This window comes from Flavobacterium sp. HTF (assembly GCF_003105115.1).
In the GTDB taxonomy this organism is placed as follows: Bacteria; Bacteroidota; Bacteroidia; order Flavobacteriales; family Flavobacteriaceae; genus Flavobacterium.
This window is the reverse complement of sequence record NZ_QETH01000060.1, coordinates 11,854-27,558: the sequence shown is the minus strand read 5'-3', so window position 1 is coordinate 27,558 and position 15,705 is coordinate 11,854. Positions and strand designations below refer to the sequence as shown.

14 protein-coding genes are annotated in these 15,705 nt (G+C 34.0%); 4 read left to right on the top strand and 10 right to left on the bottom strand.

Annotation, left to right across the window (positions count from 1 at the left end):
- Nucleotides 1–53: 53 nt before the first annotated feature.
- Entirely contained in the window at nt 54–1,241 is a 1,188-nt protein-coding gene (locus DCO46_RS16025; protein ID WP_207784973.1) for a tetratricopeptide repeat protein, read from the bottom strand.
- A gap of 272 nt (nt 1,242–1,513) precedes the next feature.
- On the opposite strand from DCO46_RS16025, the gene DCO46_RS23335 reads away from it, so the two are divergent.
- Nucleotides 1,514–1,636, top strand: a complete 123-nt coding sequence (locus DCO46_RS23335; protein WP_262509792.1) for a hypothetical protein — start codon at nt 1,514–1,516, stop codon at nt 1,634–1,636.
- Between the two features lie 86 nt (nt 1,637–1,722).
- Here the strand turns inward: DCO46_RS23335 and DCO46_RS16020 are convergent, their stop codons facing one another.
- Both DCO46_RS16020 and aroC read right to left on the bottom strand, forming a co-directional pair.
- Nucleotides 1,723–3,003, bottom strand: coding sequence for a dicarboxylate/amino acid:cation symporter (locus DCO46_RS16020; RefSeq protein ID WP_116753513.1), 1,281 nt, complete (start codon nt 3,001–3,003; stop codon nt 1,723–1,725).
- A 55-nt stretch (nt 3,004–3,058) separates the two neighbouring features.
- Nucleotides 3,059–4,117, bottom strand: a complete 1,059-nt coding sequence (gene aroC / locus DCO46_RS16015; protein WP_116753512.1) for a chorismate synthase — start codon at nt 4,115–4,117, stop codon at nt 3,059–3,061.
- Nucleotides 4,118–4,304: 187 nt separating this feature from the next.
- Here aroC and DCO46_RS16010 point away from each other — a divergent pair, with 187 nt between their 5' ends.
- Together DCO46_RS16010 and DCO46_RS16005 are read left to right on the top strand one after the other, a co-directional pair.
- Nucleotides 4,305–5,126, top strand: coding sequence for a UDP-2,3-diacylglucosamine diphosphatase (locus tag DCO46_RS16010; protein ID WP_116753511.1), 822 nt, complete (start codon nt 4,305–4,307; stop codon nt 5,124–5,126).
- 156 nt (nt 5,127–5,282) lie between these two features.
- Nucleotides 5,283–5,780: a hypothetical protein gene (locus DCO46_RS16005; protein WP_116753510.1), complete on the top strand. Its 498-nt coding sequence runs from the start codon at nt 5,283–5,285 to the stop codon at nt 5,778–5,780.
- A 62-nt stretch (nt 5,781–5,842) separates the two neighbouring features.
- On the opposite strand, the gene DCO46_RS16000 is transcribed toward DCO46_RS16005, so the two are convergent.
- The 7 genes from DCO46_RS16000 to DCO46_RS15970 all read right to left on the bottom strand — a co-directional run bounded on the left by DCO46_RS16000 (nt 5,843) and on the right by DCO46_RS15970 (nt 12,872).
- Nucleotides 5,843–6,265, bottom strand: coding sequence for a protease complex subunit PrcB family protein (locus DCO46_RS16000; RefSeq protein ID WP_116753509.1), 423 nt, complete (start codon nt 6,263–6,265; stop codon nt 5,843–5,845).
- A gap of 17 nt (nt 6,266–6,282) precedes the next feature.
- Nucleotides 6,283–7,428 (bottom strand): N-acetyl-alpha-D-glucosaminyl L-malate synthase BshA, encoded by a 1,146-nt coding sequence (gene bshA / locus DCO46_RS15995; RefSeq protein ID WP_116753508.1) that lies wholly within the window; start codon nt 7,426–7,428, stop codon nt 6,283–6,285.
- A gap of 497 nt (nt 7,429–7,925) precedes the next feature.
- Nucleotides 7,926–8,408 (bottom strand): ABC transporter ATPase, encoded by a 483-nt coding sequence (locus DCO46_RS15990; RefSeq protein WP_116753507.1) that lies wholly within the window; start codon nt 8,406–8,408, stop codon nt 7,926–7,928.
- A gap of 105 nt (nt 8,409–8,513) precedes the next feature.
- Nucleotides 8,514–9,305 (bottom strand): (Fe-S)-binding protein, encoded by a 792-nt coding sequence (locus DCO46_RS15985; RefSeq protein WP_116753506.1) that lies wholly within the window; start codon nt 9,303–9,305, stop codon nt 8,514–8,516.
- Nucleotides 9,306–9,391: 86 nt separating this feature from the next.
- The gene (locus tag DCO46_RS15980) at nt 9,392–10,732 is read right to left on the bottom strand and encodes a (Fe-S)-binding protein (RefSeq protein WP_116753505.1); all 1,341 of its coding nucleotides are present in this window, start codon (nt 10,730–10,732) and stop codon (nt 9,392–9,394) included.
- Nucleotides 10,733–10,737: 5 nt separating this feature from the next.
- Nucleotides 10,738–11,703, bottom strand: a complete 966-nt coding sequence (locus DCO46_RS15975) for an MlaD family protein (RefSeq protein WP_116753504.1) — start codon at nt 11,701–11,703, stop codon at nt 10,738–10,740.
- 50 nt (nt 11,704–11,753) lie between these two features.
- Entirely contained in the window at nt 11,754–12,872 is a 1,119-nt protein-coding gene (locus DCO46_RS15970) for an N-acetylmuramoyl-L-alanine amidase (protein ID WP_116753515.1), read from the bottom strand.
- Nucleotides 12,873–12,954: 82 nt separating this feature from the next.
- Here DCO46_RS15970 and DCO46_RS15965 point away from each other — a divergent pair, with 82 nt between their 5' ends.
- On the top strand, nt 12,955–15,675 hold the full coding sequence (locus DCO46_RS15965; protein WP_165828970.1) for a putative LPS assembly protein LptD: 2,721 nt from the start codon (nt 12,955–12,957) through the stop codon (nt 15,673–15,675).
- Nucleotides 15,676–15,705: the final 30 nt, after the last annotated feature.

Sequence of the window (15,705 nt, the reverse complement as noted above, 5' to 3'; positions counted from 1 at the left end):
CGCCACTTCACAGTCTCCAACCTATCCTACACATCATTTATCCAAGGTCAATACTAAGCTATAGTAAAGGTGCACAGGGTCTTTTCGTCCCACTGCGGGAGAAGCATATTCGTTATTCCAACGACGCCATACAAAGGAGTACGCAATTCGTGGCTTATAGTCGAAATAAATTGTGTTTTGAGCAAAGAGGCTTCTTCTGCAATTTCTTTCGCTTTTAGAAGCTCTAAATTATGCTTCTTTTTAAACCTGATATTTTTAATTAATGTGATTATAAACAATAAAAGGATAAATGAAGTTATTACAAACAGAACAACGATAATCCTGGATTTTTTAAGACTCTGATATTGTGAATCTTTTTCGTTCTCAATTTTATCAATTTGTCTTTTATATTCGTCCAGTTCAAGGTTTAAACCTGCTACAGAAGCTTTCTTGAGTTTTTCATCGTTATAAATCTGCTGCGTTATTCTATTGTAGGCCAGCAAATTGGCATAAGCGTCATTATGCCTTCCGATTTTGGCCAGAAATTTTGAATATTCCAGATGTGCATAGGACAAATCAGGCCTTTCAAGACTATGTTTTTTTATGCTAATTGCTTTCAGAAAATACTCATTGGCTTTTTCGTTATCTCCTTTGTAACTCAAATACATACCATTTAGCATATTGCTTACTATTATGGTATCATCGTCTCCAAATTTTTTATTCTTGTTTACAAAATCAAGATAGGTATATCCTTTATCAAACTCACCAATGTCAAAATATGACCATGCGAGATTAACATTGGTAAAATATACTTGTGTAGAGTCTTTTATTTCAGAACTTAACTGAAGTGATTTTTTATAATAATCAATTCCAATTTTATATTGTTTTTTCTCAAAGCAGTATATGTTCCCCAGATTATTATATAACATATTAATAAAGCTGTCATTTTTAGCTTTTTTGGCATATAGAAGGCTTTTTTTATAAAAGAAGATCGCTTTATCTATTTCTCCAAGTTCGTTATAATTGGCACCAATAATATTATAGGAACGTGAAATAAAATAATCATTTTTGGCTATTGTAGCGTAATTTAGAGCTGCGCGGGATACAATAAGTGATTTCTCGAAATTTGACTCCCTAAAATCAGAAAGCGCTTCCAGTATAAGTTTATCAATTTTGGCTGTAGATAGGGTATTCTGTGCCGACAAAGCGAATGAAAAAAGACTCAGCAATAGCCATGATAAAAAAAATCGTAATCGGAACATAATTTGGGAAAATTTATTCAAATATACATTATTAAGAAATAAAATAACATATTGATTCTTACAAAGTTAATTTCATATAATTAATTTATTAAATGTGTTTTATAATCTAATTTTAAAAAACAGTATTTCAATAAATCAATAAAAACAGATATGTGTTTGAAAATAATTAACATTTTAAGATAATGAATGAAATTTAATTTTATCTTTAACAAAATTAACAAACACAAGCTCCAAGTGTCTTTATTTAGATTGGAGTATTTAAAACCAAAAACATGTTAGAAAACTTTTTAAAATTCAACGACGCTGAAAAATTAACTAAGACTCAACAAAAAGCAATCCAGGGCGGTGATGTACCACCAGATAGCGAGGAAGGCAGAAAAGGAAAAGTTGCATAGTTAATAGCTTTTAGATTAAGAAATAAAAAAAGCCGTAATGATAATCATTACGGCTTTTTCAGTATATAAATTTATTTTTACTTTTTCTAACTTTCAGAAGAAACTTCCGGATCAGAACCATTTTCCCATTGTCCTACAACAGAAGTTGCCAAAGCATTCCCCAAAACATTGGTTGCACTTCTAAACATATCACAGAAATGATCAATCGGTAAGATAAGAGCAATTCCTTCAATCGGAATATCAAACATTCCGCAGGTTGCAGCAACTACAACCAAACTTGCTCTTGGTACACCGGCAATTCCTTTACTGGTCAGCATTAAGACCAAAAGCATTACCATTTGAGTTCCCACATCCAGATGTACACCATAAAATTGTGCAATAAAAATACTCGCAAAAGTCATATACATCATACTTCCGTCAAGATTGAATGAATAACCGAGCGGTAACATAAATGAAACAATCTTGTCTTTTACTCCAAATGCTTCTAATTCCTCCGTCAGTTTAGGAAAAACAGCTTCACTACTCGTTGTTCCAAAAGCAATTGCCAAAGGCCCTATAATACGTTTTAATAAGTCTGTCATTCTTCCTTTCAGGAAAATATAACCCACTGCAATCAAAACAACCCATAATGTACTGATACCAATTAAAAATGATCCGAAAAACTTAAAATAGGTAATAATCAATTCTTCTGCATCACGTATCGCAAATACTCCTGCAATGGCGCCAAATACTCCAATCGGAGCAAAGTTCATCACATAATTTACCATTTTCAACACGATATGCGAAGCTTTATCCAGGGCATTTATAACAGGTTTTACAGTATTTCCTAAAGATGCTGCTGCTAATCCGAAAAAGATTGAAAAAATTACAATTTGCAAAATTTCATTGGTCGCCATCGCTTCAAAAATACTTTTGGGAACAATATGTTCAACAAAATTTTCAAAAGATAAAATTTTGGTTTTACCCGTTACTTCACTTGCAGCTGCCATATTCACATGTTCCAGCTTTATGCCTTTTCCGGGCTCTAAAATATTTACATAGAATAATCCAATTAACAGGGATATAAAAGAAGCTGTAAAAAACCATCCTAAAGCTTTTCCGCCAACCCTTCCTACTGTTTTGATATCTCCCAGCTTGGCAATTCCAACAACTAATGTTGTAAAGACCAAAGGAGAAATGATCATTTGTACCAAACGGATAAATACTGTTGCCAGCATTTTGATTTTAGCACTGAATGACTCTGCTGCTTCCTGCGAAATAGAATTGTGTATGATGATACCCAAAATGGCACCAAGAACCATTGCAATTATAATTTGCCCTGTAAGACCCGAAAGAAATGATTTTTTTTTGATTTCAGTAACTTGCATTATTTGTTTTTTATTTATAATTAAAATATTAAGACCCTCACTGTCTTAACTTTTATTAATATGTTTTGTTGATCAGATAAAAATCTGCCAAAACAATCGCAGCCATTGCCTCAACAATAGGTACTGCGCGAGGTACTACACACGGATCATGACGTCCTTTTCCTGTCATTGGTGTAATATTTCCTTTATTATCTAATGAATCCTGTGTCTGCATAATTGTTGCCACAGGCTTAAATGCTACTTTAAAATAGATATCCATCCCGTTACTGATTCCTCCCTGAATTCCTCCTGAAAGGTTGGTTTTTGTAGTTCCGTCCGGATTATATAAATCGTTATGTTCGCTTCCTTTCATCTCAGAACCTGAGAAACCGCTTCCGTATTCAAAACCTTTTACAGCGTTTATGGACAGCATCGCTTTTCCTAATTCTGCATGCAATTTATCAAAAACAGGTTCACCCAAACCAACCGGAACATTCTGAATTACACAAGATACAATTCCCCCGACAGTATCGCCCTGTTTGCGTATGTCACGAATGTACTCTTCCATAATCGCAGCCGATTTTTCATCCGGGCAGCGAACCGGGTTACTTTCTATTTTAGAAAAATCCAAATCCTGATAAGGCGTATCTAAATGAATTGGCCCAACAGACGAAACATAAGCGTTAATTTTAATCTCAGGAAGCATTTGTTTTGCAATAGCACCTGCTACTACCCTGCTTGCTGTTTCTCGTGCAGAACTTCTTCCGCCACCACGATAGTCACGAAACCCATATTTCTGGTCATACACGTAATCTGCATGACTTGGTCTGTAATTGTCTTTTATATGAGAGTAATCGTCTGATTTTTGATTGGTATTCGGAATAATAAATCCAATTGGGGTTCCTGTAGTTTTTCCTTCAAAAATCCCTGATAAAAACTGAACCGCATCCGGTTCTTTTCTTTGGGTTACGATTGCTGATTGTCCTGGTTTTCTGCGGGACATTTCAAACTCAATTGCTTCCAGATCAAGTTCAATTCCTGACGGACAACCGTCTATGATTCCGCCTAAAGCTTCACCGTGAGATTCTCCAAATGTAGTTACTTTATATAGGGTGCCGTAGCTGTTTCCTGCCATTGTATTAGTTTTGAGCAAATGTAAGTTTTATGAATTAAATTAAAAAATTTAAAATTGGTAATATTAAATAAAGATTAAATTGGATAAAAATCACAATTTATTAAAATTGACCGTGTTTTGATAACCTTTTCATAAAATAAAATACGTTTAAGATTCTTTTATTTGCTAAACTTCAAATCAGGAAAAATTGAAAAAAAGAAATGTTGAACTGGTTATTATTTCAGATGTCCATTTAGGAACATATGGCAGCCATGCCAAAGAATTAAATAACTATCTATCAAGCATAAAACCAAAAACATTAGTATTAAATGGTGATATTATTGATGCCTGGCAATTTAGAAAATCATATTTTCCAAAAGCTCATTTAAGAGTTATTCAGCGAATTATCGGAATGGCTTCTAAGGGGACAAAAGTGTATTATATCACCGGAAACCACGACGAAATTCTCAGAAAATTTACTGATATGAATATGGGTAATTTTTCACTGGTTGATAAATTAGTTTTAGAATTAGACGACAAAAAAGCCTGGATTTTTCACGGAGACGTTTTTGATGCTTCTGTACAGCACTCCAAATGGATTGCAAAACTAGGCGGATTAGGTTATGATTACCTGATCCTTATTAATCGTTTTGCCAATTGGTTTTTAGCAAAACTGGGACGTGAACCTTATTCATTTTCTAAAAAAATCAAAGCAAGTGTAAAAAAAGCAGTAAAATTTATTTCCGATTTTGAAACGACTGCTACAGACCTTGCAATAGAAAAAAAATATGATTATGTTATCTGCGGTCATATTCACGAGCCAAAAATACTGACAAAAGAAAATAAACACGGATCTACATTATACTTAAATTCAGGAGACTGGGTAGAAAACCTAACAGCACTTGAATACCATAAAAAACGCTGGAAATTATTCTCCTATAAAGCAGCAAATTTTATTGACGAGGAAAATCTTTTTGAAATGGAGGACATTCTGACTTCGCAGATGTTAACTTCCATAATTTTAAAATAATTTCAGTTTCGTAAAAATCAGCCCAAACTGAGTAAATACGGGGTTTCAGTAAAATTGTCCAAATAATAAATGTGAATTATATAACAATTTTTGAAAATATTATACGTTCTCTCTTGAACTGTAATAATACATTTGAAAAAAAATTAATACACATTTATGAAAAAAATTATTTTGTCTGCCATTATGCTATTAGGTTTAGCTTTTACGGCACAATCACAAGAAATCTCTAAGCACGCTTTAGGATTACGTTTAGGAGATAACAACGGATTTGGAGGTGAAGTATCATATCAATTAGGACTAAATCAAAAAAACAGACTTGAATTTGATTTAGGATGGAGAAATAGCCGCGATGTAGATGCTATAAAAGGTGTTGCTCTTTACCAATGGGTATGGAATATCGATGGTGGCTTTAACTGGTACGCTGGTGTCGGTGGAGGTGTAGCTGCATGGGATTACGATTACCGTTACAACGATTACAGATTTAACGACAGCGGAACATACGTTTTTGCTGCAGGAGATATCGGTATAGAATATAGATTTAAAGAAGTGCCTATTACCCTGTCATTAGATGCAAGACCTGAAATTGGTTCTGGCTATTATGATGATGACAATTTTGGATTTGACGTTGGTTTAGGTGTCAAATTCAGATTCTAAATAAAAACTAAAAAATAATTGTAAGAAGAAACCTGTCGCTGATACGACAGGTTTTTTTTATCTTATTTAATTATAATTTCTTTTTTTGAGTGTACTCTTACTACAGTATACGGGTAAGTTATAACTTGCATAGTCATCGCATCCGGAGCCGGGCTTTTTTCTTTAACGGTAATAATAATATTTTTATCCGTTTCTTCTACTTTTTCGACTCCAATAGAATAACCGCCGGTGTTTTTCTCCCCCATGTTCAGAATAACATAATTAGAGTTATTAATATCACTCTGTTTCATTTTATCTTTTAAAAGCGGATCATTTTCAAGCATCTTGATTTCGTTCGGCTCTGTCAGAATTTCAAAAAATTTGATATTTCCTCCCCCGTCAGACTGCTCTGTTAAAATCTCATACAAGGCTTTTGAATCAGCTGTTTTTGTGGCTCCACAGGAAATCAGTACAAAAACAGTTAAAACCGAAATTACTTTTTTCATTTATGTCTTTTTAAATATTAGTGTTTTTCATATTTATAATCATCAATTGCTTTCTGATACAAAGCTTCATATTTCGGAAGAATGTTTTTAATATCAAATTTTCTTGCAACCTCTAATGCATTTGCTTTAAACTGATTTAAAACAGCATCATCTTTTAAAATCTTCAAAGCATTTTCAGCCATTTCCTCCACATTTCCAACATTGCTCAAATAACCCGAAAAACCGTCAAAATTTACTTCAGGCAAACCACCCGAATTACTTGAAATCACCGGAACTCCGCAAGCCATAGCTTCCAACGCCGCCAGACCAAAACTCTCCGTTTCAGAAGGAAGCAGAAATAAATCCGTCATACACAATATCTTATCAATCTCGTGGCTGTTTCCAAAGAAAATCACTTTATCCAGGATACCTAATTCCTGGCACAAAATCTCTGCTTTTTCTTTTTCCGGTCCATCACCAACCATCATCAATTTAGCAGGGACTTCTTTCTGGATATTATAAAAAATCTTTACAATATCCGGAATACGTTTTACTTTTCTGAAGTTACTGATGTGCGTAATAATACGCTCATTTTCCTTAGCCATCACATAACGATGACAAGGAGCCAGCGGATCTTTTTTCACTTTATCCAATTCAATAAAATTCGGGATTACCTTAATTTTATTCTTGATTTTGAATAATTTCAAAGTATCGTCTTTCAGGCTCTGAGAAACCGAAGTCACATAATCTGATTTATTGATGCTAAAAGTTACTGCCGGTTTATAAAAAGGATGATTCCCAACAAGTGTAATATCAGTTCCGTGAAGTGTTGTAATCATTGGCAGATTAATTCCTTCATTTTTCAGCATTTGCTTCGCCATATAGCCCGCATAAGCGTGAGGAATTGCATAATGCACATGAAGAACTTCAATCTTATATAATTTTACCATATCAACCAATTTACTCGAAAGAGCTAACTCATAAGGCTGATAATGAAAAAGTGGATATTCAGGAACGTTTACTTCGTGATAATGTACATTCGGATTCAAAAGTGCCAGCCTCACTGGCTGACTATAAGTTATAAAATGTATTTCGTGTCCGCGTCTGGCTAATTCAAGACCTAACTCAGTGGCAACTACTCCACTACCGCCAAAAGTCGGATAACAAACTATTGCTATTTTCATGTATTAAATTTAATACTACGAAAGTACTCAAAAATCATCTTTAATCAGACTTTAAAAATGTTAGATTTTTGACAAATTTCAGAACATTTCTACTTAATTCATTTTTTAGAAGCAGAACATCTTCGCTAAAAAAACCATTTGTCCCGCTGTCCGTTTTATCTTTTATGGCGAACACCGCCACAAAAGGATATCACTCCCATCGGGGCTGGATTAGAAGTTTTTGTTTTTATAAGTCACGCTTAACGACAACTTTGTCAAAGTTTAAAACTTTCAAAAAGTTAAATAATTACAACGTTTGTCATTCCAAGGAACGAAGAATCTCCGCAAGAAACTCCGTAGCGTATATCGCCAATCTTTGTAGAGCTACTTGTGGAGATTCTTCGTTCCTCAGAATGACAAACTTTGGCGAAACCTGAAACATGAAACCTGAAACAATAAAACAAAAAAAGGCACAAAACCCAAGTTTTATGCCTTTTTAAAATATTATAATTTTCTCTTTAGAAGAATCTGCTATGCCAGCTATCGGCGGCAGGAACTTCCCAGGATTCGTTGAATTCTTCGATATTATTAACCAAATTATTAAATACAATTGTATTTCCTGTTACTGCTTTATCCTTTACCATTTTCTTAAAATCAATTAATGGTTTATGGGCAATATGTTCTCCCAATTTGAAAGTAACATTCATTTTATCCAATAAATCAACATCATATTTCTTCTCTAATCCCTGAATAAATTCTACAGAACTATCAATAGAGCAACCTGTTGCAGCCTGCACATCCTGATTTACAGCCAAAATAATAAATCGATTGTATTTCAATAAATACGAAGCTTCAAGACTGGTACCGTGGGCAGCCCATTCTTCTACAAAAGCTTTCAAATCGTTTTCGATTTCAGAAAATTCTTCCTCAGAAAATTTTCTGTTCGATTGATAAATCCAGATTCTGGATTCACCAGGCAAATTTTCAAAAGGTATATACATTTTTAATTTTTAATTTTAGATTGTTGATTTTAGATTTGAAAAAATGAGGTTTCAGGTTTGAGGTTTCAAAAAACTTAGAAACTTAGTATCTTAGCACCTTTTTTTTTACAAATCCTGTGCATTAGCAATTAACTCAGCGATGTCCATTACTTTTACAGAACTTTCTTTTTCTTTGTTTTTAATACCATCCGTTAGCATCGTATTACAAAATGGACAACCTGCAGCAATAATATCCGGTTGTACTTCTAAAGCATCCTCAGTACGCAATACGTTAACTTCTTTAGTTCCCGGTTCAGCATCCTTAAACATTTGAGCGCCACCTGCACCACAGCATAAACCGTTTGCTTTAGAACGTTTCATTTCAACTAATTCGACATCCAGCTTCTGAATTAAATCTCTTGGTGCTTCGTATACTTTATTGGCTCTTCCTAAATAACAAGGATCATGAAAAGTGATTTTCTTTCCTTTAAACTGCCCGCCTTCTACAGTTAATCTTCCTTCATCAATTAATGATTTCAGAAATTCAGTGTGATGGATTACATCATATTGCCCTCCTAATTCAGGATATTCATTTTTCAAAGTATTAAAACAGTGCGGACAAGCTGTAACTATTTTTTTAGCTTCGTATGCATTCAGAACCTCGATATTCATCATGGCCTGCATCTGAAACAAAAACTCATTTCCGGCACGTTTTGCAGGATCTCCGGTACAACTCTCTTCTGTACCAAGAACTGCAAAAGAAACATTTGTACGATTTAAAATACGCACAAAAGCTTTTGTAATTTTTTTTGCTCTATCATCAAAACTTCCGGCACAACCTACCCAAAACAGAACTTCAGGCTGTTTTCCTTCGGCTAGCATTTCTGCCATTGTTGGCACTACTAAACTTTCTGACATTTCTCTCTCTTTTGTTTAAAGTTTAAGTTCAAAGTTTCATTTATAATCTGAAATCTGAATTCTTGATTTATTTTTAAGAATTTAAATTAATTCTCGTTTTTCCAATTCAATCTGTCCTGCTGGCTATATTGCCAAGGCGCTCCATTATTTTCAATGTTGGTCATCATGGCGTTTAGTGACATTGGAGCAGCACTTTGTTCCATTACCAGATAACGACGCATATCCATAATAATAGACAACGGACTGATATTTACCGGACACTCTTCTACACATGCGTTGCAGGAAGTACATGCCCATAATTCCTCAGGCGTAATATAATCGTTTAATAATGTTTTATTATCCGGAACAAAAACACCTTTATTGGCATCTATATTTTTTCCAACTTCTGTCAGACGGTCTCTTGTATCCATCATGATTTTACGAGGAGATAATTTTTTACCTGTCTGATTCGCAGGACATGAAGACGTACAACGTCCACATTCTGTACAGGTATAAGCGTTTAATAGCTGAACCCAGTTTAGATCCTGAACATCACTGGCACCAAACTTAGCCGGAGCAGCATTTTCATCAGCCGGCGGTGCTGCCGCAAACGGATCAGCATTTGGATCCATCATTAATTTTACCTCATTTGTAACCGATTCAAGATTATCAAATTTACCTTGCGGATTTAAATTCGCAAAATAAGTATTGGGGAAAGCCAAAAGAATATGCAGGTGTTTTGAAAAATACAAGTAGTTCATAAAAATCAAAATACCTGTAATGTGCAGCCACCAAAAAACTTCATATAACAATCCAACTAATTCATTGGATACTCCATTAAAGATTGGTGCTATAAACTGGCTTATTGGATAACTTCCTGCTTTATGAAAGTGTGAAAACCCTCCTGGAACATTTTGCAAATGAAAATCAGAAGCATTCATCAACAAAAATAAAATCATTAAAACAGTTTCGAAGTACAAAATATAATTTGCATCACTTTTAGGAAATCCTTTTAAATCAGAATGAATAAAACGTTTAAGTCTTATTATATTTCTTCTAATCCAGAAAGCGACAACAGCCACAATCACAAGTATTGCTAATATTTCAAATGAAGCAATCAGAACATCATAAACTACACCTAGATAAGGTGCAAAAATTCTGTGTGTTCCAAACAAACCATCTATGATGATTTCCAGTAATTCTATATTAATTATAACAAAGCCAACGTAAACTAAGATATGCAGCACTCCTGCTACAGGTCTTTTCACCATTTTTGACTGCCCCAGAGCAATCATGGCCATATTCATCCAACGAGCTTTCGGATTATCTTTTCGATCTACATCAACTCCCAAATTAATGTTTCGGATGATTTTTTTTACGCTCGCTGCAAAAAAACCGAAACCAACTATAAGAAGTATGGCAAACAAAATATTATCTAAATAACTCATACTAATTATTTTTTAGTAGTTGAATTTGTGTCTTCTTTAGGAGCAACGTAAGGTTTGTTTTTCTTTCCAAAAAGAGAAACATTTACATAACGTGTCGGATAAAGACGTACATCCTGTAATAACAACTCTAATTCTTTTGAGGTTTTAGACAGATTGTTATACAATGCATCATCATTTAATAATTTGCCTGCAGTACCTTTTCCTGAGTTTAAGTTGCTCATCAAACCATCTACCTTAGCTAAAGTCTGATTTAAGTTTCTTACTGTTTTGCCCAGATCAGCTTTGTTTAAAGAATCTGAAATTTTAGAAAAGTTATTTGACATTTTATTAAAGTTGGTTACAACTCCGTTAATTTGTCCTTTATTGCTATCTAAAATAGAGTTAAGAGTTCCTGAAGCTCTGTGAAACTGCTCCATTGTCTGACTTAATTCTGCCAGGCTCTTTTTGATATCTTCCTGACCTTTTTTATCCAAAACATTATTCAGGCCTGTTACCAATGTATTAATATTGGCCAGCATCAGATTTAATTTTTCTTCAATAGGCTGGATTTTACCTCCTAAGGATTCTGTAAGTCCTAATTCTACAGTAGACCCTAAGGTTTCTCCATCTTCAGCAAGTACTTTATCTTCAATATTAGGTATAATTTTAATTTGCTTTCCTCCAATTAAACTTGGGGAATACAAAGATGCCTTACTGGTTTTAGAAATAGGAAAGTCTGTTTTTAACTGAAGTTCTACTAATAATTTACCAGTAGTTTCATTAATTGTAATTTTATTTACTTTACCAATTATAAGTCCGTTTAAGGTAACTGGTGCAGAAGCTGATAATTCCTCAACATTATCATATTCAACATATAAGGTTTTGTAATTTGTAAAAAGGTCTCTGCCTTTTAAAAAACTGTATCCCCAAATAAATAGCAAAATTGACGCGATGACTAAAATAGCCGTTTTAATTTCTCTTGTTAGTTTCAAAATTCTAAGTGTTTGTACAAAATTAATATAAATATTCGAACTTGTGACTATTATTTAATTGCGTCCTGAATACTGATTTTTTCTCCGTCTTTGTATGCTATTAAAAATGCTGCTCCATATCCTTTATTCTTAGCTTCTTGTAAATATTTCTGGGCTGCATCATAACTTGAAGTTTCCTCATAGAAATACTTATATATATTGTTTTCAAATAACATGGTTACATTTTTAAGGCCTTTGAAATTTTTAGGTTCCAATGGTGTTTTCTTGATACTGGCAATAAGCTGTACCTTAAAAAAAGTTCCTTTTGGTGCATTTTTAGCAACTGAATTCTCTACTACTTTTTTTGCCGGTGTAGTATCTTTTACGGGTTTAGCTTCTGATACTTCCGGAGTTCCTGAGCCAAAATATTCCCTTTTATAACTTAAGATTGCTTCGGCAATAGCTTTTGCAATATCGTTTTGCCCTTCTTCAGAATTCAGGATATTTCCTTCTGTAGGATTAGATACGAATCCTGTTTCTACCAAAACTCTTGGCATGTATGCTTTGTGAAGTACCATAAACGGAGCCTGCTTCACTCCTCCCTGACGAAGTTTTTTTCCAAGTTTGTCAAAATTGTCTTCAATTTTGCTTGCCAGCGAAATACTGTTATCCATATACTCTTCCTGCATTAATGTAAGACCGATCATTGATTCAGGAGAATTCGGGTCGTAACCTTCGTATTTTCGTTTGTAATCTTTTTCTAAGGTAATAACCGAGTTTTCTTTCTTAGCAGCTTCAAGATTTGATGCGACTTTACTTAAACCCATTACATAGGTTTCTGTTCCGTCTGCTGCTGTATTTTTGTTTGCATTACAGTGTATAGAAACAAAAATATTGGAATTTGCCCTGTTGGCAATATTGGCTCTTTCGACAAGATCTATAAAAACATCTGTTTTACGGGTATAAATAACATCAACATTTGGATTAAGTTCTAATATCTTCCCTACTTTTAACACAATTGCCAGTGCAATATTTTTTTCTATCCTTCCGCTGTAAACAGCTCCAAAGTCATGATCACCATGTCCGGCATCAAGTGTTACCTTAAATACATTGGACTGGCTGTAAGAATAAAAAGAGGTTATCATTAGAAAAAAACTAAATATTAGTCTAGTTTTGTTAATTATATTCATAAATCTAAAAGTTAATTTTAATAAAACACAACTGCTATAATTTTTATAATTGTCTATTTTTGACAAAAAATTATATGTAAGTTTGACACGTCAAAAAACAAGCCATACTTTTACAAAAATAGCATTTAAACCTTTGCACACAAACTTATTTAATATCGTTTTAATATCATTTTTCCTAACAATAGGATGTGGTAATCTATATTCTCAGGAGATAAAACCCAAAAAAACTTCGTTACCAACTGGTAAACAAACAGATAAAACCACAAAACAGGAAGAAAAACCTGAAATCACTCCAAAAGATACGATAAAACTAGATACGGTCAGGCCTAAAAAAACTTTTCTTGACGGAAAAGTAAAATATGTGGCTAAAGATTATGCTAAAATTGACCAGAAAAAGAAAACAATTACTCTTTATAATGAAGCCGAGCTCTACTACAAAGATGTAGAATTAAAATCGGGTATCATTGTCCTTAATTATGAAAAAGATGAAGTTTACGCCGGAAGGATAAAAGATTCTGCAGGGGTCCTGGTACAATATCCAAATTTTAAACAGGGAGCCAGCGAAGTTCAGCCTGACTCGATTCGATTTAATTTTAAGACCAAAAAAGCTTTAATCTATAATTCAAGAACAGAACAGGGAGAATTTAAAGTAAAAGCTGCCATTACCAAAAAAGAAAATGATTCTGTTTATTTTTTGAAAGGGGCACGTTTTACTACTTCTAAAGATATTGATAATCCGGAATATTATTTCCAGACAAATAAAGTAAAATTCATTCCCGGAAAAAAAGTTATAACAGGTCTGACCAATATGGTTATTGCTGATGTACCTACTCCGCTTGCTTTGCCGTTTGCTTATTTTCCGATGAGTCAGGAAAAAAGTGTTTCGGGAATTATTATACCAAGTTATAATGATTCAAATACGCGTGGATTTTCACTTCAAAATATGGGATATTATTTTGCTTTAAGTGATAATTACGATTTAACGGTTCTCGGCGATTACTACACAAACGGAAGTTATGCACTGCGTTTCGAATCTGCCTATGCAACCAGATATAAGTATAGGGGAAATGTGAATATCCGCTATGAAAACCTGATAAGCAGTGAAAGGGGCTATCCGGATTACTCTAAGCAAAACATTTACAATATCCAGTGGTCGCATTCAAAAGATACAAAATCGAATCCCAATTCGACTTTTTCTGCTTCTGTGAACTTAGGTAGTAGTAAATACTTTAAGCAGTCAATAAATCAGGCTAACGTAGGGTCTAACCTGAACAATACACTGAGTTCATCGATATCTTATAACAAAACATTCAATACAATTCCGCAGGCCCGTCTTTCATTGACAGCAACGCACTCTCAAAATACACAAACAGAGGTAATTAACATGACATTACCTACCTTGCAGGCAAGTATTGATCGTGTATACCCTTTTGTTGGTAAAGATGGTGTAAAAAAAGGTCTGATTAAAAATATAAACCTGCAATATAACTTAAGCGGTAAAAATACTATTGTTACTACAGATTCCTTGTTTTTTAAGCCACAGATGTTTAGAGATGCCCAAATTGGTATGCAGCACAGTATTCCGATTAGTACTAACTTTAAAATATTTAAATATTTTAGTGCCGGAGCTTCTACCAATTATCAGGAAACCTGGGTTACCAAAACTATTGAAAAAAGCTATGACTTAGAACAAAGTAAAGTTGTAGACAAAACAATCAACGGATTTGATGCTTTTAGAACATACAATTTTAGCTCTAATTTAGGAACTACGATTTATGGTACTTTCAATTTTGGTGATGATAAAAGAATTCAGTCGATTCGTCACGTCATGAGGCCTTCTGTAACGTATGCCTACACCCCTAGTTTTGAAAAATACTATGATAATTATGCTGTTGATGCTTCTGGCAGAATTACAACACAATATACCCGATTTGAAAATGGTGCTTATGGAGTTCCAAGTAAAGACAATTCAAACATTGTAGGTTTTGCATTAAGCAATACTTTTGAAGCAAAAGTAAGAGATAGTGACAGTACAAAAACAGAGCCTAAAAAGATCATGCTGCTGAACAATTTGAATTTGAGCACCAGCTACAATTTTAATGCTAACGGAAAAGAAACTTTAGCATGGCAGCCGTTGCTTGTAAGTGGTGGAACTCAATTTTTTGACAATAAAATGAATGTCAACTTCGGAGCTACACTTGATCCGTATGCTATTGACAATTCAGGAGTAAGAATAAATACTTATAATATTGACAATGGCGGAAGTTTATTCAGAATGACGAGCGCCAATGTCACCATGAACTATTCGTTCTCTAATAAGGGCGGAAAAGAGGAAAATAAACAGAGTGAACGGAATGGTGGACGAAAGGATGATTTATTTGGTACCAATACCGACTTAAACGATACCAGGAACAGTCAGTTTGCCAACGACAGTAATGATGATGATGAAAATGTAATTACTGAATTTTTCAACTCCAAAATTCCGTGGGATATGACAATGGCATATTCATTAACCTATTCGAATGTAAATCGTGAAAGCAAGATTACCGGAAACTCAATCATGATTTCTGCCAATATGGATATTACTCCAAAATGGAAAGGCGGAGTTTCTACCGGTTACGACTTTGTACAAAAAGGAGTTACGTTTACACAATTTCGTTTTGAAAGAGATTTATTAAGCTGGAGGATGGCTTTTAACTGGAGCCCGATTGGAACTAATTCTAACTGGAATTTCTTTATCGGAATCAAATCCGGAGTTCTTAGTGACATCAAATGGAACAAACGAAGCACTTCTAATCGATAAAAAATCGTATTTTAGAGACACGAAAATTTT

Coding starts and splice junctions, on each gene's coding strand:
- DCO46_RS16025 (WP_207784973.1), bottom strand. CDS start 1,241: ATGTTCCGATTACGATTTTTTTTATCATGGCTATTGCTGAGTCTTTTT.
- DCO46_RS23335 (WP_262509792.1), top strand. CDS start 1,514: ATGTTAGAAAACTTTTTAAAATTCAACGACGCTGAAAAATTAACTAAG.
- DCO46_RS16020 (WP_116753513.1), bottom strand. CDS start 3,003: ATGCAAGTTACTGAAATCAAAAAAAAATCATTTCTTTCGGGTCTTACA.
- aroC (WP_116753512.1), bottom strand. CDS start 4,117: ATGGCAGGAAACAGCTACGGCACCCTATATAAAGTAACTACATTTGGA.
- DCO46_RS16005 (WP_116753510.1), top strand. CDS start 5,283: ATGAAAAAAATTATTTTGTCTGCCATTATGCTATTAGGTTTAGCTTTT.
- DCO46_RS16000 (WP_116753509.1), bottom strand. CDS start 6,265: ATGAAAAAAGTAATTTCGGTTTTAACTGTTTTTGTACTGATTTCCTGT.
- bshA (WP_116753508.1), bottom strand. CDS start 7,428: ATGAAAATAGCAATAGTTTGTTATCCGACTTTTGGCGGTAGTGGAGTA.
- DCO46_RS15990 (WP_116753507.1), bottom strand. CDS start 8,408: ATGTATATACCTTTTGAAAATTTGCCTGGTGAATCCAGAATCTGGATT.
- DCO46_RS15985 (WP_116753506.1), bottom strand. CDS start 9,305: ATGTCAGAAAGTTTAGTAGTGCCAACAATGGCAGAAATGCTAGCCGAA.
- DCO46_RS15980 (WP_116753505.1), bottom strand. CDS start 10,732: ATGAGTTATTTAGATAATATTTTGTTTGCCATACTTCTTATAGTTGGT.
- DCO46_RS15970 (WP_116753515.1), bottom strand. CDS start 12,872: ATGAATATAATTAACAAAACTAGACTAATATTTAGTTTTTTTCTAATG.